19 protein-coding genes are annotated in these 21,474 nt (G+C 61.7%); 7 read left to right on the top strand and 12 right to left on the bottom strand.

The genetic code is table 11. The annotated features are described in order from the left end of the window. Positions 1-47 precede the first annotated feature (47 nt). The 6 genes from ACY0MJ_RS20870 to ACY0MJ_RS20845 are packed head-to-tail and all read left to right on the top strand — an operon-like array spanning position 48 to position 7,325. Complete coding sequence (locus tag ACY0MJ_RS20870) at positions 48-1,217, top strand: polysaccharide biosynthesis/export family protein (protein ID WP_462640477.1); 1,170 nt, start codon at positions 48-50, stop codon at positions 1,215-1,217. Further along, entirely contained in the window at positions 1,214-1,645 is a 432-nt protein-coding gene (locus tag ACY0MJ_RS20865; protein WP_462640476.1) for a low molecular weight protein-tyrosine-phosphatase, read from the top strand. The genes ACY0MJ_RS20870 and ACY0MJ_RS20865 overlap by 4 nt, the downstream gene beginning before the upstream one ends. Before the next feature lie 11 nt (positions 1,646-1,656). After that, positions 1,657-3,921 (top strand): polysaccharide biosynthesis tyrosine autokinase, encoded by a 2,265-nt coding sequence (locus ACY0MJ_RS20860; protein WP_462640475.1) that lies wholly within the window; start codon positions 1,657-1,659, stop codon positions 3,919-3,921. Then, positions 3,918-4,952, top strand: a complete 1,035-nt coding sequence (locus tag ACY0MJ_RS20855) for a hypothetical protein (RefSeq protein WP_462640474.1) — start codon at positions 3,918-3,920, stop codon at positions 4,950-4,952. Before ACY0MJ_RS20860 ends, ACY0MJ_RS20855 begins: the two co-directional genes overlap by 4 nt. Further along, the gene (locus ACY0MJ_RS20850; RefSeq protein WP_462640473.1) at positions 4,949-6,241 is read left to right on the top strand and encodes a lipopolysaccharide biosynthesis protein; all 1,293 of its coding nucleotides are present in this window, start codon (positions 4,949-4,951) and stop codon (positions 6,239-6,241) included. Before ACY0MJ_RS20855 ends, ACY0MJ_RS20850 begins: the two co-directional genes overlap by 4 nt. A 13-nt stretch (positions 6,242-6,254) precedes the next feature. After that, on the top strand, positions 6,255-7,325 hold the full coding sequence (locus tag ACY0MJ_RS20845; protein ID WP_462640472.1) for a glycosyltransferase: 1,071 nt from the start codon (positions 6,255-6,257) through the stop codon (positions 7,323-7,325). Between the two features lie 1,702 nt (positions 7,326-9,027). Here ACY0MJ_RS20845 and ACY0MJ_RS20840 read toward each other — a convergent pair. The 12 genes from ACY0MJ_RS20840 to ACY0MJ_RS20785 form a co-directional block, all read right to left on the bottom strand. Further along, a complete protein-coding gene (locus ACY0MJ_RS20840) occupies positions 9,028-9,978 on the bottom strand; it encodes an acyltransferase family protein (protein ID WP_462640471.1) in 951 nt (316 codons plus the stop codon). A gap of 314 nt (positions 9,979-10,292) precedes the next feature. Continuing rightward, positions 10,293-11,441 carry a glycosyltransferase family 4 protein gene (locus ACY0MJ_RS20835; protein ID WP_462640470.1) on the bottom strand — a complete coding sequence of 383 codons (1,149 nt, stop codon included), beginning with the start codon at positions 11,439-11,441 and terminating at the stop codon, positions 10,293-10,295. Further along, positions 11,438-12,583, bottom strand: coding sequence for a glycosyltransferase family 4 protein (locus ACY0MJ_RS20830; RefSeq protein WP_462640469.1), 1,146 nt, complete (start codon positions 12,581-12,583; stop codon positions 11,438-11,440). Before ACY0MJ_RS20830 ends, ACY0MJ_RS20835 begins: the two co-directional genes overlap by 4 nt. Beyond that, positions 12,561-13,160: a WcaF family extracellular polysaccharide biosynthesis acetyltransferase gene (locus ACY0MJ_RS20825; RefSeq protein ID WP_462640468.1), complete on the bottom strand. Its 600-nt coding sequence runs from the start codon at positions 13,158-13,160 to the stop codon at positions 12,561-12,563. Before ACY0MJ_RS20825 ends, ACY0MJ_RS20830 begins: the two co-directional genes overlap by 23 nt. Positions 13,161-13,190: 30 nt before the next feature. Next, the gene (locus ACY0MJ_RS20820) at positions 13,191-14,444 is read right to left on the bottom strand and encodes a WcaI family glycosyltransferase (RefSeq protein WP_462640467.1); all 1,254 of its coding nucleotides are present in this window, start codon (positions 14,442-14,444) and stop codon (positions 13,191-13,193) included. Positions 14,445-14,446: 2 nt separating this feature from the next. Continuing rightward, complete coding sequence (locus tag ACY0MJ_RS20815) at positions 14,447-15,115, bottom strand: sugar transferase (RefSeq protein WP_462640466.1); 669 nt, start codon at positions 15,113-15,115, stop codon at positions 14,447-14,449. A gap of 274 nt (positions 15,116-15,389) precedes the next feature. Next, positions 15,390-15,581 carry a hypothetical protein gene (locus ACY0MJ_RS20810; protein ID WP_462640465.1) on the bottom strand — a complete coding sequence of 64 codons (192 nt, stop codon included), beginning with the start codon at positions 15,579-15,581 and terminating at the stop codon, positions 15,390-15,392. 218 nt (positions 15,582-15,799) lie between these two features. Next, on the bottom strand, positions 15,800-16,516 hold the full coding sequence (locus ACY0MJ_RS20805) for an ABC transporter ATP-binding protein (protein ID WP_462640464.1): 717 nt from the start codon (positions 16,514-16,516) through the stop codon (positions 15,800-15,802). Then, positions 16,513-17,325 (bottom strand): ABC transporter ATP-binding protein, encoded by an 813-nt coding sequence (locus ACY0MJ_RS20800; RefSeq protein ID WP_462640463.1) that lies wholly within the window; start codon positions 17,323-17,325, stop codon positions 16,513-16,515. Before ACY0MJ_RS20800 ends, ACY0MJ_RS20805 begins: the two co-directional genes overlap by 4 nt. 8 nt (positions 17,326-17,333) lie before the next feature. Next, positions 17,334-18,512, bottom strand: coding sequence for a branched-chain amino acid ABC transporter permease (locus ACY0MJ_RS20795; RefSeq protein ID WP_462640462.1), 1,179 nt, complete (start codon positions 18,510-18,512; stop codon positions 17,334-17,336). A gap of 10 nt (positions 18,513-18,522) precedes the next feature. Continuing rightward, positions 18,523-19,452, bottom strand: coding sequence for a branched-chain amino acid ABC transporter permease (locus ACY0MJ_RS20790; protein WP_462640461.1), 930 nt, complete (start codon positions 19,450-19,452; stop codon positions 18,523-18,525). A 140-nt stretch (positions 19,453-19,592) separates the two neighbouring features. Beyond that, the gene (locus ACY0MJ_RS20785) at positions 19,593-20,897 is read right to left on the bottom strand and encodes a replication-associated recombination protein A (RefSeq protein WP_462640460.1); all 1,305 of its coding nucleotides are present in this window, start codon (positions 20,895-20,897) and stop codon (positions 19,593-19,595) included. Positions 20,898-20,922: 25 nt separating this feature from the next. Here ACY0MJ_RS20785 and ACY0MJ_RS20780 point away from each other — a divergent pair, with 25 nt between their 5' ends. Further along, positions 20,923-21,294, top strand: coding sequence for a hypothetical protein (locus ACY0MJ_RS20780; protein WP_462640459.1), 372 nt, complete (start codon positions 20,923-20,925; stop codon positions 21,292-21,294). Positions 21,295-21,474: the final 180 nt, after the last annotated feature.

Here is a 21,474-nt window from a genome sequence, read left to right as displayed (position 1 = left end):
GGCCGTCTGTAAGTTAGAGTTACCGGCTTCTCCTCTGATTTGTAACCATGCGGCCTCTGCATTCATCTTTGCTGCGCCGGCTTGCTGCCGGCTTTTGTGTTGGGGGCGCGCTGCTGGTTCAGGGGTGTGCGGTGGTCACCGCGCCGGGATTCGACTTCGCCGACACAGCGACGCGGACGAGCGTGACGCTCGGGAACTACGTCCCGGCAGATGCGGGAAGCCCGCCGGCGGGGGTGATCGTGCCGATTACGCCGGAATTGGTCCAGGCACAGCGTGCGGCTGTTCCGGCCAGCGTCCCCGCGGAGATCGAGGCGCTGTTCGGGCAGCCGAAGCCTTACACCATCGGGCCCAGCGACATCGTGAGCGTCGTGGTCTATGACCATCCCGAGTTGCTGCCCAACGCGGGCGCGGTGATCAGCCAGCAGGTGGATCCCACGGGTATCTCCAGCGCGCCCGGCTTCATCGTCGATGCGAGGGGAGAGATCTTCTTTCCCTATGCCGGACGCGTGCGCCTGGCAGGGCTGACCGAAGCGGAGGCCGCCGAAGAGATCACGAGACGCATCCGCGGGGTGATCAAGGATCCACAGGTGACGGTGCGGATCAACTCGTTTCGCAGCCGACGCGCCTACGTGGACGGCGAGGTCCGCACCCCCGGCATGCAGATCTTCACGGACGTCCCAATGACGCTGCCGGAGGCGATCAACCGCGCCGGCGGCATCACCCCCAATGGTGACCGCTCGTTCGTGACGCTCACCCGCGGCGACACCACCGCCGTCATCGACATGCCGCGCCTGCAGGAACTGGGTATCAACCCAAGCAGGATCCTCCTCCAGAACGGCGACCTCGTTTCCGTGCGGCACCGGGAGGACCGCAAGGTCTTCGTCATGGGCGAGATCCTGCGCCCCTCGGCGCTGATGATGCGCAATGGCCGCCTGACGCTGAACGAGGCGCTGGGCGAAGCCGGCGGCCCGAACCTCGGGACGGCCAACACCGACCAGATCTATGTGGTGCGCAACAACGGCGAGGGCCAACCGGTGGTCTACCACCTGAAAGCGAACAACCCCACAGCACTCGCGCTTGCCGAGAGCTTTGCGCTGAGGCCGCGGGACGTGGTGTACATCGACCCGGTGCCGCTGGTGCAGTGGAACCGCATCATCAGCCTGATCCTTCCCAGTGCCCAGGCCCTCAACGCCGGGCGGCAGGTGGTGAACCCGTGAAGTCCATCCTGGTCGTTTGCGAGGGCAACATCTGCCGCAGTCCGATGGCCGAGGGGCTGCTGCGGAATGCGCTTCCACACGTGGCTGTACGCTCGGCCGGCCTTGGCGCGCTGGTAGGCATGCCGCCGGATGAAGTGGCCGTACGGTTGATGCAGGAACGCGGCATTGACATTTCCCACCATCGCGCGACTCAGATCACGAAGCCGATGTGCCTGGAGTCGGACATGGTACTGGTGATGGAGTTGCAGCAGCGCGCTCGTTTGGAAGCCATGTTCCCGCAGGCGCGAGGCCGCATCTTCCGAATTGGAGAATACACCGGCCAAGACGTTCCGGACCCCTACAGAAAGCCCGAACAGACATTTCGCGCCGCATTGCGCGCCATAGAACTAAGCATCGGCGAGTGGCTACGTCGCATCGCAAAAATCTGAAGAGGCACATCATGAACGCGCCGCACTCATTCCAGCAATTGGCGGCTACCCAGCCCATGCAGTACGCCCCCGTGGAGGAAGACGACGACATCAACCTGATCGAATATTGGGACATCATCGTCGACAACCGGTGGTTGGTCGCGGGCATCACGGCCTTGGCGCTACTCGCTGGCGCGAGTTACGCGATCCTTGCGAAGCCCATCTACGAAGCCAATCTGCTGATCCAGGTGGAGGATTCCGGCACTTCGGCCCAAGGCCTGCTGGGCGAGGCCGCCAACCTTTTCGAAGTCAAGACGGCTGCCTCGGCCGAGATCGAGATCCTGCGCTCACGCATGGTGGTGGGGCAAGCCGTGGATCAGACCCGCTTCTACATCGACGCGAGGCCGCGCTACCTCCCCGTGATCGGCAACTGGCTTGCCCGCCGTGCCACGGGACTGTCGGACCCGGGCATTTTCGGATACGGCGGATGGGTCAGCGGCACGGAGAGAATCGATATCGTGACGTTCGACGTCCCCGCCACGCTGGAAGGGACGGAGTTCGTCATCACGGCCGGACAAGCAGGAACGTTCAAGGTCCAGCATAACGACGTCACACAGGAGATCACCGGCAAGGTCGGCAGCACCCTGACCACCTCCACGCCATTCGGTCCGATTTCGCTCAACGTCGCCGAGCTGAAGGGCAAGTCCGGAGCCCAATTCACGGTTGTACGCGCGTCACGCCTCAAGACGATCGAGTCTCTCCAGAAACATCTGATCCTCGCTGAAAAGGGGCGTCAGTCCGGTGTCATAGATGCCACTTTGCAAGATAGCGACAGGGAACGGCTGACGCTGATCCTGAACGAGATCGGAAAACAGTACGTCCACCAAAACATTGAACGCAAGGCCGCGGAAGCCCAGAAGACGTTGCAGTTCCTGGACGTTCAGCTGCCGCAGTTCAAGAAGCAACTGGACGCATCCGAAGAGGCCTACAACCGCTACCGAAACCAGAAGGGTACCGTGGCTCTGGACGAAGAGGCCAAATTGCTTCTCGGCCGCAGCGTGGAGCTTCACGCGAAGCTGGTCGAGGCCCAACAGAAACGGGTTGATCTGATTTCCCGCTTCACATCTGAGCACCCGTCAGTTAAGACACTCGATAACCAGATCGCGTTGTGGAACCGCGAAATCGCGGAAGTGAATAGCCGGGTGAAGCTGTTGCCTTCGGTGCAGCAGGACGCGATCCGGCTTGAGCGGGACGTAAAGGTCAATAACGAACTCTACCAGCAGCTACGCAACAACGCTTTGCAGCTCCAATTGATCCGCGAAGGCAAGATCGGCAATGTTCGAGTGATCGATACAGCCGCCATGCCCGAGCGCCCCGTCGCGCCGCGTCGCAGTCTGATCATCGTGCTGTCATTGGCATTCGGCCTGGTTGCCGGCGTTCTCCTCGCTCTCGCGCGGAGCGCATTTTTCCGCGGAATCCGTGACCCGCAGGAGATCGAGGCGGGCACGGGGCTGAACGTCTACAGCACTATCCCGTTGAGTGAGGTGCAGACGACCATGGCCAGGCTGGTCGCCGACAAGGCGCCTGGTGTCCACATCCTGGCGCAGGCCGCGCCTCAGGATGTGGCGATCGAGAGCCTGCGTAGCCTGCGCACTGCCTTGCAGTTCGCCATGCTCGATGCGAGCAACAACCGCATTCTCATCACCGGGGCGACGCCCGGCGTGGGCAAGAGCTTTGTTTCAGCAAATTTTGCGGCCGTTCTGGCCAGCGCCGGCAAGCACGTGCTGTTGATCGATGCAGACCTGCGGAAGGGCCATTTGAATCAGTACTTCAACATTGCGCGCAACAGCGGGCTTTCCGAACTGATCAGCGGCAGTATCCGCGTCGACGATGCAATTCATCGCGAGCTTCTGCCCAATTTGGACGTGATCACCACTGGCACGCTTCCCCCCAACCCGGCCGAACTTGTCGGAAGCAACGCCTTTGTTTCGTTGCTGGAACAGCTTTCCACAAAGTACGACGTGGTATTGATCGACAGTGCCCCGATCTTGGTCGCCGCCGATACGCAATCCATCGCAGTTCACGCCGGCACCGTGCTGCTGGTAGCGCGCGCCGACCACACACAACTGGGCGAACTGAATGAATGCGCCCGCAGGCTGGCCCACGCAGGCCGTGAGGTGAAGGGCGTTCTGTTCAACGCCATCGACCTGAGCCGCCGGCACTACGGAAGCTACGGGTACAAGTACGGTGGCTATAGATACCAGCAGTATTCGTACCACGGTGCGGCGGGAAAATGAAGGCCGCTCCGCCGCCGGTTGCGCGGGACAAGAGCGCCATCACACTCCTGGACATCGGCATGGTCGACGATGGGCATCGAGCGCCCTACGTTGAGTTCCTCTCGAGCCTCTTCCATCTCGAACGAATGGGCTTCTGTTCTCGTTCGGTGCTCTCATCCCGACCGGTTCTCGTGCCAATGGTCGAGGAGTCCTTTGCGATTTACGTCTGCACCGCCTTGATCCGTTCACTGACGGGCAAGACAACTGTTGGCCTCCTGTTCCGGCCTCGCCCCGCGCTCGACGCCAAGAGCTTGCGCCTGCGGGTGAAGTATTGGTTGCTGCGCGCACTGCGCCATTTGCCGCGAGTGCGAACGCTGACCATCCTTCCTTTCGCAGTGGAGCCGCGTTTCGCCGAGATCGCGGCAGGCTGGATCTACGACCCACAGCTATGGGATCTCGACGACGAATGCTGTGATCGGCAGCATCCAGTGCGAGACCAGATGATGTCAGAGGTGCGAAATGCAGCTGGTGAGCGCATTGTCTGTGTCGCACTGGGGCGGCAGGATGCAGATAAGGGATTCGATCGCTTCGCCGACATCTACACCCAGAACGCGGGCTTGCGCAAGGCCGCGCTTTTCGCTTTCGGCGGCAAGGTGACTGCGGGACTGGAGGAACGCTGCGCTGAGTTCACTGCAGTAGGCGGCTTCGCCTGTGACCGCTTCGTAAGCAACGAGGAATTGCTGGGGTTCTACGCGGCCGCAGACCTCGTCTGGTGCGCCTACGCCCCTGACTATGACCAAGCCTCCGGAATACTGGGGCGCGCGGTCCAGCTGGGAATTCCTGTCATCGTGCGCAGCGGGTCGCTTGTTGATCGCTTCTGCAAGTTGGAAGGCATCGCGCACATCGCCAACGACGGCACTGGCGATTGGCGGCAAATTTCGTCGCCGCCGCCGCGGGAACCCTGCGGCGGGGCTATTAAGAGGAAACGTCGCATGAGGGCTGAAAGCCTCAATCGCCTGCGCGCGGCGTTGGGTGAGGGTATCGCGGCGTGAGCGATGCGACCGGCCTGTTTCGGCGGCTCAACTTGCGAAGGAACGTGTCCTTCGCAGTCGGCGAATTCCTCATCAATACGGTACTTCTGTTCGTCGGCTACCGCCTTCTCATTCGTCAAGGTGGGGTGGAGATGGTTGGCGTATGGGCGACTCTCTATGCCTGGACCAATCTAATTCGGCTGGGCGATGCGGGAATGGCGACTGCGGTTACACGCTTCCTCGCGCTGTGGGACGCAGAGCGGGAGCGCGAGTGCGCAAGAAGGTACGCGGAAACAGCGTTGCTGACGAACGCCATCCAGTTTGGCGTGCTGGCACTGATTGCCCTTGAAGCATTGAGCCCTCAGCTAGAGCGCATTGTTGGTGCGGCACATTCCCGCGAGGCGGAGACCGTGCTTCCTTGGTTGCTATTTGGGTTCTTTCTTCTCAACCTTTCGGGCACCGTCATGGGCAGTTTGCAAGGACTGCATCTCGGCTATCGAAGGTCGCAGCTCTCCGTTTTGGGAACGTCGATCCAGCTTGCCGCCGTGTTATGGCTCGTCCCTACGTACGGTCTAAAGGGGTTTGCGTGGGCGCAAGTCCTTCAGTATGCGGTTCTGATTGTGATCGGGTGGAGTATTGTCACTTCCCGGGTGGGTGGCAGCGTCGTGCCCTATCGCTTCAATCCCGCGGCATTCCGCGAAATGCTGGCGTACAGCTTGAAGGTTCAAGTCGTAAACGTTGCCAACGGGCTGGTAGAGCCCCTATCCAAGATGATGGTCGGCCACTTCGGCGGCATGAGCTCGCAGGGCCTCTACGAGCTGGCATACAAGACCGTCCTCTTACCGCGGAATCTCGTAGCCTCGGCGATATCAGCTACCTCGCCCGGTATTACTGCGCTGTTTGAACACGACAAGCCGCGACTCCGAGCTCTCTATGCGCGCGCCTTTCAACTGTCGGTAGCTCTGATGGGCGCGGCGACTGTAGCGACAGTTGCACTAGCTCCGATTCCATCCTACCTTTGGCTCGGCGGAACGGATCGCACTTACTGGCTTTATGTTGGAATTCTGTCGATTGGATTTTTCGGCAACATGGTTGGTGTGCCGGCATATCTGCTGGGAATGGCGTCGGGACACACACGAAACAACATTGTTGCGACGCTCGCCTCGCTGGTCATCTTGGTAGGAGCCGGCCTCTCTCTGGGGCGATCGTTCGGCGGGACGGCCATGGTGACGGTGACGGCCGTAGCTATCGGGGTGTGCGGACTGATGATTTGGCGAACCAATCGCAAACTGGTCCCTGAGGGCGAATGATGACGGAGATTCCATGCGGCTGATGCACTTCGTTCACACGCTGCGCCATTCGGGTGCCGAGATGCTGGTTTTCAACCTGTGCAGGCTGCATCAATCGTGGGGCCATGACTGCGCCATTGCCTCGTTTGCCCCGGCGCGGCCCGAATTTGCTGAATGCTCGGCGGAACTGCGGCGAATAGGGGTGGTGTCCTTTGAGCCTGCCACTCCAAAAGTGAAGCTTGGGCGAATTGCCCATTTCAGAGACGCCGTGCATCGGTTCCGCCCTGACGTCGTATTCGCGCACTCCGAGTTACCCTCGCTCTATGGGCGCTTTGCCACTGGCTTGCGAACGCGCGTCCCGTTTGTTTCGGTCCTGCACTCGGCAACCAGTACTCTGCGATGGTCCGATCGGCTAACGCGCAGCCGTGTTGATCATGTTGTTGCCGTCGCCGACGTCAGCGCGATGGACTATGCGAACGACTCTGGCGCACGACTCCCGTTGTCAGTGATTCGGAACGGGGTTGACCTGCACCGCTTTTCGCAAGCAGATCGCATCGCCGCTCGAGCCAAGTTCGAGTTGCCTCGTGACGTGAGTGTTGTATTGCAGGTTGGTCGAATCTCTGAGGTCAAGCAACAGCATTTGTCTCTTTCAATGTTGAGGCATCGACTCGCGTCGGGCAACACGATTCTTTGGCTTGCAGGACTTACTGAAGAACCGGAGTACGAGCGCCAGCTACGTAGCATGGTTTCGGACTGGGGTCTTGGAGGCAGAGTCCGGTTTCTTGGGAGCCGCAGCGACATACCCGACCTACTTGCCGCGGCGGACCTTTACGTCATGCCGTCAAGACAAGAAGCACACAGTGTCGCGATGCTCGAGGCATTGGCCAGCCAAATTCCCGTGATCGCCTCCGATATTCCGGCGTTCGCCTTTGCGCGCCCACTTCCCGCCGTGATGCTCTGCAGCAGTACCGACGAGGCGGCGTGGGATAGGGCTGTAAATCAGATGCTTGCCGCACCCAGAGCCGCCAGAGACCTAGATGAATATTCTCTCGACAGGACTGCTGCAGCGTACCTGTCGCTTGGGGCAAGCTTCAATGTTCAATAGCGCCCGCCCCGCCTATCTGCGCGACCGCAATCAGGGCTGCCGGCGCATCCGGCCTAGGCTACGTGCATGCGAGAAGTGAGTCAGCCAGGGGCGCGGTTGCACCCCGGTTTTCCGATGCAGGCACGGGTCTTCAATAGAGGACCGTCTCAAGTCAGCATTGGTTTAGGCTTGTTCGTCTTGCCAATGTCGCTGGACTTTCGAAGCAATAGCGAAGGCGGCACGTTCTGGCAATACATACTCCTGGTCTTGACCCTGCTGGGCGCATTCTTAGTCTTAGTTAGGCACCGCCCACCGAAAGCGAGGGGTCACCTTTGGCAGGTGTCCTCGTTCTGTATCGTGGTCGTGATCCTCGGAAGCATCCTATCCTTCTCTATGGGCACAGTGCCGTTTGAGCACTACGTCCGCGTCATCCTGCCTTTCGGATTATTCGCCGTAGCTTTCTATGTTGGCGCCACTGCGATGAAGAGCAGACATGGTCTGCAGCTGGACAGGCTTATGTTTCGCGGTTTCGCGACATCGACTGCGTTTTCACTCGCTGCGGGTTTACTCCTCACCGGAGCTTCGTTGGAGGAGATCCGCTATCAAATACTTTCGCCGGTGATCTTGCTGTTTGAAGCGGTTCTGTTGCATAACCTGTTGCTTGTCCGGGTCCGCCGCTGGATCAGCTTGTCTTGGCTTCTCTGCTGCGTAGTATTGCAACTCTTAAGCGTCACCAGAAGCTCGGTTCTTGGCGCGCTAATAGTGTGGCTGACGGCAGTTTGGATCAGCTCACCGAGTGCGTTGCGCTTCGGTACTCGAGTAGCCCGTTATGGTGCCCTAGGCGTTCCGCTAGCCGGTCTCGCGCTACTCTCCGCTGCGCTCCTGGCTCCAACCGTAGCGGAGCGCTGGGAAGCCCGACTCAGCACGATACAAGTTTACGGAGCCGACCCAACCACCCTTTCACGGCTAGCCGAAGTGAGTGAGCAGATCGCGGCTTGGTCTAGCACTACGAGAACAATGCTGATTGGTGCGGGATACGGCGCCTCATACGGATGGTCTCAAGCCTTCTACGATCGTCTGCTTGACACTGGGGCGTTCGATGCGCGCGACTTAGAACGACGAGAACGCTTTGAACTCGGACACAACCTATGGGTCAGTTCCCTGCATGCTGGAGGCATCTTGTTTGGATTGGCCCTGCCGGTTCTTCTGGTGTATGCCACTTTCCATGGCTTGCGCAGGGCACGACGACTGTATCGGCATTGGCCCCGACCCTTGGACCCTGCGACCTACTGCCTGACTAGATCTGCACTCCTGATGACTGCAGTATTGGCCGCCACGATTGGTGGTAACCCCTTCGGCGTGCGTTACACCGCCTTGATGACAGGACTCGCTCTGGGAATGTTGGTGTTCAGTCTTCGTTCGAAGCAGGTATCGTTTCAATCAGGTTGGCTAGAAGCAGCACGGACAACTGGTCCCCAGTGATCACAGTCTGCCTGGGGCTTACGTGATGGTCGCATTGCTTTAAGCCGCCACTAGCGTTCTCCACCTCCTCAGGCGTTCAACGGCCAATATCGCCGAAGCAACCCGGCCCGGCTTCAGACGCGTCGCCACCGTCCGCGAAACTATGGCTCATGCCTCGAAGACCAGTTGAAGGTGCGCGTCGTACGGGAGTTGATTTCCGAACGGGTCAAGGTGGAACCGTCGGCTACCCGGGAGTGTGGCGCTACTTCGCGCCGACCCATGCAGAAACTCGACCACGTCCCCGTAGCGCGTAGAACGCCAAGAGGGGAATAACAACGGACGCGGTGAGCACGATCAGGCTAGGGACCTTTGCGCCAAGATGGGCCAAGATTAGGTGCACAGCTTGGTGGTACAGGAGCACCAACATCGAGGCCTTGCCGAGCGGAGCCGTCAACGTGCGCAGAGCTTGAGACACGGTGCCTGGAACAAGGAATAAAGCTACGAACGCCAGCGAAAACATAAAAGCGTAAGCCTGCGAAAGCAGCGGTATGCCGAAATTGCGTGCCGCCATGTCGAGGGAAAGCGGAAGGACCAGCAGTCCGCCGGCGAACGCGCCTGCGCCGACTAGAAGTGCTATTCCGTACCGGCGATAGAAGTCGAGTGGTAGAAGATAGCCCACGACGAAAAACTGTAGTCCGAAGAGGCCACCCAGCGCGACGCGAGGCACGAATGGCACTGGGTACAGGGCAATGATCGCGCCTAGCGTGACGGTGCATACCACAGCCCAAAACGAGAGCCGCCAGCGGCCAAGGGCAAAAAAGAGGGCTTGAATTAGCGCCAGCGCCCCGATGAACCAATATGCGCTGAACGCCCCCGACAGAGCGGGTTGGCCGTAGACAGCACGGGGATCCCCAAATGCGTAACCGATGGCCAGGATCGCTGCAGCGCCGACTGCACTGGGGATCACAAGCCCCCGGATCCGACGCACTGTGGCTGTGGCGTCAACCCGCCCGAACTGACGCACCGCGATTCCGGAAAGTAGAAAAAATAGCGGCATGTGGAACAGGTAGATGAACCTGTTCTGCGGGCCAGAAACAATGTGCGCGAGAGCGACAAGGAAGATGCCAACACCGCGAGCGGCATAGAGCGCGGCCGAATCGTCTTGGACTAATGCGCGATCCAAGTAGGAGGGAATTCCGATCTGCTGATCCATGTAGCAACCGATATGCGCTCAGCACAAAAACGATTATCGAGGACAGTCCGTGTGCACCGAGCAGAAGGAGGCGCGCGGCGGATGTACGAATCTATCGGATTTTGCTACGCAAAGCATCCATGCGGCTGCCGGTTCAGACTGAGACGGCAGACTTCTTCGGTGCGCAAGATGTTTCACGACGGCTTTGATCACCGCCACAATGTCGCAGCCGATCGCAGAGCCCCAGACGCCTGACCTGCCGACGTGTACGTAGCGCCTTTTGCCGTCTCGGCGAGATTTCTCCTTCTGGCTGCAATCCGCACAGAATGTCGCGATCATTTCCCGGGACCATTAGGAATGCTGATGTTAGCCTTGCAGTGCTGGGGCTTGCCGGCCCCGGACGATCGCCTTACGTGCGTTAGTACGTCTAACGTGCGCTCGACGAACGCCTCTTCACTGAAGCGTTCGGCCGCGTAATGTCTGTTGTTAGAAGAAAAGCGCGCAACCTGGCCTGGCAGATCACGCGCGATTCGCTTTAGAGCGTGCACGATAGCATCGACACTCCCACTTTCGATTAAGTGACCATTTTCTGGGCCAACAATGTCCGGTATGCCAGCGTGCCGCGTCGTTACAACGATGTTGCCTGTGGCCATGCCTTCCAAGAGTGCTATCGGCTGGCCTTCCATCGTATAGAAAGTAGGCAGCACAAATACATTCGCGTCGCGCAAAACTTGCGTCTTAGCCGCACCTGATACAGGGCCGATGTAGACGGCAGCATCTCCGATGCGCGCCAACCGTTCAGACACTTCGCCCTCAATGCCCACTTCCAGATTGCCAGCTATTACCGCCTGAAACGGAACCTTCTGCTGCCGCAGGATCACCAGCGCATCAAGGAGCTGGAGTATGCCCTTCTCTCGCATCAGGTTGCTCAAGTAGAGCACGCGCAGCATGTCAACGGGCTTCGCTAGCGTGGTATCCGCGAAAAGCTCGCTCCCAGCGAAGTTCTCTACAACGAAGACCTTGTCTGAGCTAAGTATCCCGTCGAAATTTGACCTTAGCGAATCCGATAGAACAATCCCAGCAGCGGCCCGGCTGGCGAACCAATGAAACAGTCTGCGTTTCAGCCCTACCAAACTCGCGTAATGAGCACCCAAATGATTTCCGTGGAGGTGCAGCACGTAGGGCCTACATCGCCCGATCGCCAGCAGCATGAACGGGGCGTACTTTAGGAATCCGAAGAAGGTTTGACCAGGCGTAAGATAGAAGACATCCACCGACCATAATCGCCGTAACGTTGCGTATGAGCGCAAAAACAAAAGTACCTTGCGCAACGAGAATCGATCACCCTGCCGCCCCGACACATTGTCTGTATTCGTATTGACCGCGATGAAAGAGACTCGATGCGCTTGGTGCAGCAGCACCGAATTCGCATACGAACAACCGGTTATCGGGTCCGGCAAAGGGCCAATGAGGGCAACCTTCATGGCGAGGCCAGAAGAATGCTCCGGCTGCCGATCAGAATCTCCGAGGCGGCACGCTGTGGGACGTAGGTTCTGATAGCTTGCAGGCAGTCATCTGTGACCTTATCTGCGTTACGGAACACAGTGGGAAGAAGCTTCAGTTTGTTCCCGAGGTCTTCCGCGTCTTCTGTGCGAAACGCATAACCAGTGATTCCGTCGTGAACGAGCTCGGGGACGCATCCGCAGTTCTCGCTGACGATAACCGGGCAACCGTAGTGCAATGCCTCATTGACGACCAAGCCCCAAGGTTCGCTGCGACTGGGCAGAACCAAGCACGTGGCCAATCCGTATTGCTCTGCCAACGCGTCGGGACCCATTGCGCCCGCAAACTCAACCGCTTCTGCGATGCCGAGCGCTCTGGCCTGCGTCTTCAGGGCTGCACCTTCCGGGCCAGATCCGACTAGGACCAGTCGGGCGTGGGGCGAAACGGACAGCACGGACGCGAAGGCGCGTAGCAAGCAGGAAAGCGATTTTTCTTCAGAGAAGCGGCCTACATACAAATATCGAGGCGCATCGTGAGGCGGCGCAAGCCGCATGCGTACCGCCCGTGCAGCGGTCTCGCTATACGCTCTATCCAGCGCAGCTGCCTGGCAGCGTTGATAGATCCGGCCAGGTTGCGCACCATAGTGGCATAGGTATTCCCTGCTCCGTTGACCATAAGAGAAGTAGCCGTTACAGAGCATGAAGAAGATCCGCTTGAATATGCCTTTCACAGCGGACTGAGGGCGATCGCGCAATGTGGAATCACAAAAAACAGCGCGGCGCTTTCCGGAAACAACGGCGGCCAGCAGCATACCCCAGTATTCAAGACGGTCGAAGCCAGGAATTAGCACCAGATCGGCGTCAGACGTGAGAACCTTCGCAAACAAGACCCGAACGAGCTTCCATCGAGGGACATCGTCATAAGATCCGGGAAACAACAGTTCGTGCGGATATTGATGGAATTCCAGCTCCACTCCAGAGAGCCCACTCCGTTCGCCGCTGGTGTCAGCAATTTGGAAGAACCTAACATCGAGATCGCTACCAACCACTTGGCGATGCAGTGCTGAAAAGACTGCCGCCTTGTAACGGGACCAGCGGATGTTATGGTAAAGGTCGATCTTCATCACGATTTCCGCCATTCGAGGGACGCTTCGAAACCACTTTACAGGGGACGCCGTAGCAGATCACTCCCGACGGGACATTCCGGAACACTGAGCTTCGAGCGCCGATCACGGTCCCCGCACCGATGGTCGCCCCCGGTCCGACAAACACGTCCGTGGCGATCCACGCTTGCTCGCCGATAGAGATCGGTCTGGAGCGAATCGGGAAGTCAGGTCGCCGGTGATCGTGATCCGCAGCACACAGATAAGAGCGTTGCGATATAACCGCATGCGCCCCGATCTCGATGTCACCCAATGTGTAAAGCACTACATCGTCCCCGATCCAAGCGTAGTCGCCAACCTTCAGCTTCCAAGGGTAGGTGATCGTAACGGTTGGGCGTATCAGTACCCGCTGGCCTATCTGTGCTCCGAAAAGGCGCAGCAGAAAGCGTCGAAAGCCATATAGCACTTGCGGCGATGTGCGAAACAGAGCGCTTTGAACGAGCCACCAGAGTTGCACCATCCAAGCCGACCGCCCCCTAAACTCAGCGGGCATACTGAACCGTGACAAGTCTTGGTAGATGGGTTCAGGCTTCCGCATTATTGAGCTTTAATCAGCACTGAGCTCTGGTCAGATGTCCGGCCGAATTTCGCTCGGTGCCGCAGGCGTAGCACGAATCTTGTCAAAACATCGAAGCAAGATGGCTTGAATATCCAGCTCCTGCTCTGCGTAACCGCGCCCGGCCTGTCCCATGACGCAGCGTAGGCCGGCATTCGCGGCAAGTTCGGAGATCGCCTGCGCAAGTGCCGGTGCATCCTCGGGCGGCACGAGTAGACCACAACCAGTGCGCTGCACGAGTTTTCCCACTTCCGTCTGCGGCTCCGCCATTGCAATCACGGCTCGTCCACTCGCCAGCATCCCCGTGAGCTTGGAAGGCAGCACCAAGTCCGCCGCGTCTCGGCGTTGAGGGAGCAAGTGAATATCAGCTACCCCGAGCAGCTCGTTGAGCCGCTCGAAAGGTTGCAGGGGGAGCAGGCGCACATTAGACAAACCCGCGCATTCTCGCGCGAGCGCCTCCTTTCCCGCCCCCTCGCCGCAGAACACGAACACGAGATTTTTGTCATGCTGGAGTGCCCGGGCAGTAGCACCCAGTACTTCCAAGCCCTGCTTGGTTCCCATGTTGCCGGAATAGAGAGCGACCACTGCATCCTGCGGGATGCACAATGTTTGCCGATACGTGCTGGCTCGCTCTAATGGAGTGATGCCGGAGATATCCACCCAGTTGGGAAAGAGCGCCAAGCGATCTTCCGGAACGCCTTTGCACTTCGCCAACTCCAGCATGCGCCCAGAAATGGTCGAAACCACGTGGAAGCGACGCATCAACCAGCGCTCAAATCCCAGCACGGCGCGGCGGAGAAGTTCACCGCGAAGCAGCCCCATGGCAAACGCGGCGTCCACCTCATAGTCTTGGACGTGCAGCCAACTGCGTGCGCCTGCCAGCTTGGCGACAAGCAGCGCGCCTGGTGTGCCGAAAAGTGCAGGCTCCACGGTCCATACCAGTTCAGGGCGCCAGCGCGATTGCAACAGCAATGCCGGCAAGCTGGAGAGTGCAAAGCTCGCCAAATGCAACACTCGCTTTAGGCCTGAGGCACGCGATGGCACCCACAACGGGCAGCGGATCACGTCTACACCGTGCCATTGCTCACGCCTATAGGCCCCCGCGACATGACCGGCGTGTACCCGCCATTCAGGGTAGTAGGGGGGCGCCGTCACCACGCGCACCTGATGGCCGTGTTTCGCCAACCAGCGCGCCATCTCGCCTGTGTATTTGCCTATGCCTGTGAGTTCCGGGGCGAAGTTCAGCCCGTAGATGAGAATCCTCACGGCTACTTGGAGCCGTGGCCAGTCAGTACGACGCCAACGGTGCGGAGCAGCAGCTTAAGGTCCAGCACAAGGGACCAGTTCTGGACATATTGGGCGTCTAGTTGCACCCGCTGCTCGTATGTAAGGCGGTTGCGACCGCTAACCTGCCACAGCCCTGTGAGCCCTGGCCGGACCGCACAGTACGCTCTCCAATGCACACCGTACAGACTCTTTTGGCTAGGCATGCACGGACGCGGCCCTACCATGCTCATATGGCCGACCAGCACATTCCAGAACTGAGGAAGTTCGTCGAGGCTGGTCCGGCGAATGAAACTCCCAAACCAGGTAACGCGCGGATCGTCGTCAAGCTTCTGGTAAGCCTCCCACTGGGACCGCGCCTCATTGGAGCTATCCAGAAATGCGCTGAACACCTCATCGGAGTTCTGCACCATTGACCGGAACTTGTAGAAGCGGAACGTGCGACCGTGTTGGCCTATCCGCTCCTGCGAATATATGACAGGGCCCTTCGAAGAAAGCTTGACCCCAATCGCGATGATCACGAACACGGGCAGGAAGACGACCAGGAAAGCGAGCGACCCGACGATATCCATCAGCCGCTTGATACCGAGCGCAATCTGCGAATGCTCGCCATGTCCCCGTACGCGCTCCACAGAGCGCGCACTCGCTTCCATGAACTCCTCATTCGAGCGCAACATCCCGCCCCCCGCTTCGTTACCAATGCTGTCTCGATGCAACTGACCGAAACAAGAGGTGCGATGGTACACACCCGGGGTAGCGGAGGAAAGACCCTGAATGGGGGATCGTCAGCCAACGCGGCAATAGCAGACGCAAAAGGTACCAGTATTGGTACAAATGCAACTGCCGAGGGAATGCCTATTGCGTTCCGTGCAAAACGGTGGGTGAGGAAAACCGGCGGGTAGCTGCAGGCGCGGCGGCCTGCGGAAATCAGCGGAACAAGGCCGCGATGCCGACCCAGGCCGCGATGGAGAGGACGCCTGCAACCCAGAACGCGGGGTTGACGAGCATTCGCCCTTCTTCGTGCTGCTGGTCGTGCATGGCCCGCTGCGCGCGGGACGCTCGCTCCGCGGCCTGCCGGTGCGGCCGGTGCGTCCTCAAGGCGTGGTTGTATTCAGCCATCGTCGTCTCCCCGTGGGACGTCCAGTGCGCCCCGATGGGATGGGACGCTTGCTGGTGGGGATAGTTTGTCAGACTGCTCGCACGGGCTGCGTCAGTGCTCACTGGCGTTGTGTAACGGAAGGCTACGGATGAGCACTTCCCGGACGGGAGGTCGCCATGCAGGGGCTGAGCGGGCGCCGGTGTGAGGGGATTGGCGCCCGGGGTGTTGCTTTATTGCCTTATTCGCCCAGGTACGCCGCCCGCACCTTCGGGTCGTCCAGCATGACCTTCGCATCCCCGCTCATGCTGATCATCCCCGACTCCATCACGTAGCCGCGGTCGGCGATCTCCAGCGCGCGGCTGGCGTTCTGCTCGACCAGCAGGATGGTCACGCCCTGGCCGTGCACGTCGCGCACGACCTCGAAGATCTTGTCCACCATGATGGGCGAGAGGCCCATGGAGGGCTCGTCCATCAGCAGCACCTTGGGCCGGCTCATGAGGGCGCGCCCCATCGCCAGCATCTGCTGCTCGCCGCCCGACATGGTGCCGGCGAGCTGGTCCTTGCGTTCCTTCAGGCGCGGGAAGGTGGTGAACACGCGGTCCAGGTCCTGCGCGATGCCCGCCTTGTCGCGGCGGATGTGCGCGCCCATCTGCAGGTTCTCGGTGATGGTCATGCGCGTGAAGACGCCGCGGCCTTCCGGCACCATGGCCAGGCCGTCCTTCACCAGGTCCCAGGCGCCGCGGCCGCGCACGCTGCGCCCCATGAACTGGATGTCGCCGTCGTTGAGCGGCAGCAGGCCGGTGATGGCCTTCATGGTGGTGGTCTTGCCGGCGCCGTTGGAGCCGATCAGGGTGACCAGCTCGCCCGCGTGCACCTCGAAATCCACGCCCTTCACGGCCTGGATGCCGCCGTAGGCGACCTTCAGGCCGCTCACCTTCAGCAGCGTCTCGCTCATTGTTGTTCTCCCGTCGCGGCCGCCGCCGGCGCGCCGGTCGCCTTGTGGCTGTGGCCCAGGTAGGCCTCGATCACCTTCTCGTCGCGCTGCACGTCGTACGGCGTGCCCACGGCGATCTCCTTGCCGTAATCGAGCACCGTGACGCGGTCGCACAGGCCCATCACCAGCTTCACGTCGTGCTCGATCAGCAGGATGGTGCGCCCGTCCTTGCGGATGCGGTCGATCAGCTCGCGCAGCACCACCTTCTCGGTGGAGTTCATGCCGGCGGCCGGCTCGTCCAGCGCGATCAGCTGCGGGTCGGTCGCCAGCGCCCGCGCGATCTCCAGGCGGCGCTGGTCACCGTACGAGAGCGTGCGGGCCTTGTAGTCAGCCAGGCGGGCGATGCCCACGTACTCCAGGAGTTCGTGGGCGCGCTGCGCGATCTCGGCCTCCTCCTGCAGGAACTTGCGGGTGCGGAACATCGCGCCCAGCAGGCCGGATTGCGTGCGCACGTGCCGGCCGACCATCACGTTCTCCAGCGCCGTCATGTCGGCGAACAGGCGGATGTTCTGGAAGGTGCGGGCGATGCCGGCCTTGGCCACCTCGTGCACGGCGCTGGGCTTGTAGGGCTGGCCGGCGAGCTCGAAGCTGCCGCTGTCGGGGGCGTAGAGGCCCGTGATCACGTTGAAGAAGGTGGTCTTGCCGGCGCCGTTGGGGCCGATCAGGCCGTAGACCTGGCCGCGCTCGATGGTGAGGCCCACGTCGGAGAGGGCCTGCAGGCCGCCGAAGCGCTTGGAAATGCCGGCCACGCGAAGGACGATGTCTGCCATGGCTGCTCCTACTTCACGGTCGCCACGGGGGCGGCAGGGGCCGCGGCGGGGCGCTCGCCGGGCTTGCCGGCGGCCTGCAGCGACTTGCCGTGCTCGGGCGCCGGCCAGAGGCCGCGCGGGCGCAGCAGCATCACGATGATCATCGCCAGCGCGATCAGCAGCTGGCGCAGGATGGAGGCGTCGAGGCGCCCGCCCGTGGCCGCCTGCAGGTCCACCACGCCGGAGACCCAGCGCAGCACCTCCGGCAGCGCCGAGAGCAGCACGGCGCCGAGGATCACCCCCGGCAGGTAGCCGATGCCGCCCAGCACCACCATGGCGACGATCATGATCGACTCCATCAGGCTGAAGGACTCGGGCGAGACGAAGCCCTGGAACGCGGCGAACATGGTGCCCGACACGCCGCCGAAGGTGGCGCCCATGCCGAAGGCGAGCAGCTTCATGTTGCGGGTGTTGATGCCCATCGCCTTGGCGGCGATCTCGTCCTCGCGCACGGCCATCCAGGCGCGGCCGATGCGCGAGAGCTCCAGGCGGTGGCAGATCACGACGCTCAGCACCACGAGCGCGAGGAACAGGTAGTAGTAGAGCGTCACCGAGCTGAGCGAATACTCCTCGGTGATGTCGAGGGTCTTGCCGAGGTCGATGCCCGTCATGCCCAGCGTCTCCCACGCGAACAGCTGGATGGAGTCGATCTGCCCCAGGCCCTTGGGCCCGTTGGTGATGTTGACGGGGTGGTCCAGGTTGTTCAGGAACACGCGGATGATCTCGCCGAAGCCGAGCGTCACGATCGCGAGGTAGTCGCCGCGCAGCTTCAGCGTGGGCGCGCCCAGCAGGATGCCGAACACGCCGGCGAGCGCGGCGCCCAGCGGGATCACCCACCAGATGGTCACGTGCAGGCCGTCGGGGAACATCGCCGCGAACCAGGGGAAGGTCTCGCTCAGGTGCGGCGAGGCGAGCAGGCCGTACATGTAGGCGCCGATGGCGAAGAAGGCGACGAAGCCCAGGTCCAGCAGGCCGGCGTAGCCGACGACGATGTTCAGGCCGATGGCCAGCAGCACGTACAGCAGCGCGGTGTCGGCGATGCGCACCCAGAAGTTGCCCATCGACTGCAGCAGCAGCGGCAGGATGGCGAGGGCGAGCGCCGAGAGGACCCAGACCGCGGTCTTGTTCTGACGGTTCAGCAGCGTCATGGCGGGCTCCTCAGGCGCGGTCGGCGACGCGTTCGCCCAGCAGGCCGGAAGGCCGCAGCGTCAGCACCACGATCAGCACGATGAACGCGAAGATGTCCGAGTAGTTGCTGCCGAGGATGCCGCCGGTCACCACGCCCAGGTAGCCGGAACCGATGGATTCGATCAGCCCCAGGAGCACGCCGCCGACCACGGCGCCGGCCAGGTTGCCGATGCCGCCGAACACGGCGGCCGTGAAGGCCTTCAGGCCGGGGAGGAAGCCCATGGTGTGCTGCACGGTGCCGTAGTTCGACGCGTACATCACGCCGGCGATGGTGGCGAGCACGGCGCCGATGACGAAGGTGGCCGAGATCACCATGTCGGGCTTCACGCCCATGAGCGCGGCCACGCGCGGGTTCTCCGAGGTGGCGCGCATCGCGCGGCCGAGGCGCGTGTAGTTCACCACGTACATCAGGACGGCGAGCGACAGCACCGTGATGCCCAGGATCATGATCTGGGTGGTGGTGATCACCGCGCCGCCGAACTGGATGGGCTTGGCCGGCAGGAGCGTCGGGTAGGGCTTGTAGTTCGGCTTCCAGATGATCATCGCCAGCGTCTGCAGCAGCAGCGACATGCCGATGGCGGTGATCAGCGGGGCCAGCTTGGGGCTGTTGCGCAGCGGCCGGTAGGCGATCTTCTCGATGGCGAAGTTCAGTACCGAGGCCACGACGCACGCGATGGCCGTCGCCAGCAGCAGCAGCAGCCAGCCGGGCAGGCCCGGCATCGACTCCTGCGCGGTCGTGATGATCGACCAGCTGGTGATCGCGCCGACCATCAGGACTTCACCGTGGGCGAAGTTGATCAGGTTGATGATGCCGTACACCATGGTATAGCCGAGGGCTATCAGCGCGTACATGCTGCCCAGGACCAGACCGTTGATGATCTGCTGCAGCAGGATCTCCATAAGACTCTCCGTTTCCTCAGCCTCTTGGTCGTGGCGATGGGCCTTTGTGGGGCGCTTCGCCATCTAGCAAAAAACCCGCCGTTCGGATCCGCGGGCGGGTTCTTGGCGCGCGATTGTAAGGTCGCGAAACGAGGGGACGTCTACGGATTTTCTCGGGGTGCCGCGGCCTGGTTGCGCGCGCGCAGTTCCCGCAGTTTCTCGGCGATGCGGATCTCCAGCCCGCGCTCCACCGGGCGGTAGAAGCGCGGGGCCTTCATGCCTTCGGGGAAGTAGTTCTCGCCGGCCGCGAAGCCGCCTTCCTCGGCGTGGGCGTAACGGTACTCCTTTCCGTAGCCCAGGTCCTTCATCAGGCGGGTGGGCGCGTTGCGCAGGTGCAGGGGCACCGGCCGGGTGCCGTCCTTGCGCACCAGGGCGCGCGCCTCGTTGTAGGCGGCGTAGACGGCGTTCGACTTGGGCGCGACGGCCAGGTAGACCAGGCACTCGGCCAGGGCGAGCTCGCCTTCCGGGCTGCCCAGGCGCTCGTAGACGTCGGCGGCGTCGAGCGCCAGGCGCAGCGCGCGCGGGTCGGCCAGGCCGACGTCCTCCACGGCCATGCGGATCATGCGGCGGGCGACGTAGCGCGGGTCGACGCCGCCATCGAGCATGCGCACGAACCAGTAGAGCGTGGCGTCGGGGTCGGAGCCGCGCATGGACTTGTGCAGGGCGCTGATGGTGTCGTAGAACTGCTCGCCGCCCTTGTCGTAGCGGCGCATGCGCTCGCCCAGCACCTTGAGCAGCCAGGCGTCGTCGATCTCGCTGCGCTTCTCGCGCGTGGCGGCGACGGCGAGCGTCTCCAGCGTGTTGAGCAGCCGGCGCGCGTCGCCGTCGGCATAGGCGATCAGGCGGTCGAGCGCGTCCGGCGCGATGGCGGGCACGGCGTCGATCGCCTGCGCGCGCTGCACGATCTGCTTGAGGTCGTCCTCGGTGAGCGGCTGCAGCACGTAGACGGCGGCGCGCGACAGCAGCGCGGAATTCACCTCGAAGGAGGGGTTCTCGGTGGTGGCGCCGATGAAGGTGAAGAGGCCCGACTCCACGTGCGGCAGGAAGGCGTCCTGCTGGCTCTTGTTGAAGCGGTGGACCTCGTCGACGAAGACGATGGTGCGGCGGCCGTGCGCCTGCGCGACCTGCGCCTGCTCCACGGCCTCGCGGATGTCCTTCACGCCGCCCAGGACGGCGCTGATGGTGATGAACTGGGCGTCGAAGGCTTCCGCCATCAGGCGGGCGATGGTGGTCTTGCCGGTGCCGGGCGGGCCCCAGAGGATGCAGCTATGCGGCTGGCCGGACTCGAAGGCGATGCGCAGGGGCATGCCTTCGCCCAGCAGGTGCTGCTGCCCGATCACCTCGCCCAGCGACTTCGGCCGCAGGCGCTCGGCCAGCGGTGCATGGGCGGCGGGAGACTTGCTCATCCAGCCAGTTTATATTGCGGCCATCATGGAACCGGCGCTCTGGTCGATGCTTTCCGCGCTGCTCGGCGCCCTGGTGGGCGGCGGCATCAGCTATGCCCTGAACCGGCAGCAGTTCCGCAACCAGCTGCGGGTGCTGCAGGAGCAGAACAAGGTGGAGTTCATGGCGGAGACGACCGCGCGGCACTTCCTCGGGCACAAGAGCTTCACGGACCGGTCGTTCGAGACGCTGCGGAATCACCTGGGTGGGTTCGGCGATGACGAGCTGAGGAAGATTTTGGTGCGGGCGGGGGCGATCCGCGTGTATCGCGAGGACGGGTCGGAGTGGTGGCGGCTGCTGTCGCGGATGGATGAGTACATCGAGCGGAAACAGCTCGACCAGATCGCGCGGGAGATTTGAGTAGAGGTTGTCATTGCGGGCGCCAGGTTGTCAGGCGCCAGGTTGTCATTGCGGGCGCCGGGTTGTCATTGCGGGCTTGACCCGCAATCCATCGGTGGCGCACTGCCACGCATGCATGGATCCCGGGTCAAGCCCGGGATGACAAGGCATCGGTTGTCATTGCGGGCGCCAGGTTGTCAT

This window comes from Ramlibacter sp. bp-362, assembly GCF_054956735.1.
This window is presented reverse-complemented; position numbering and strand designations above follow the sequence as displayed.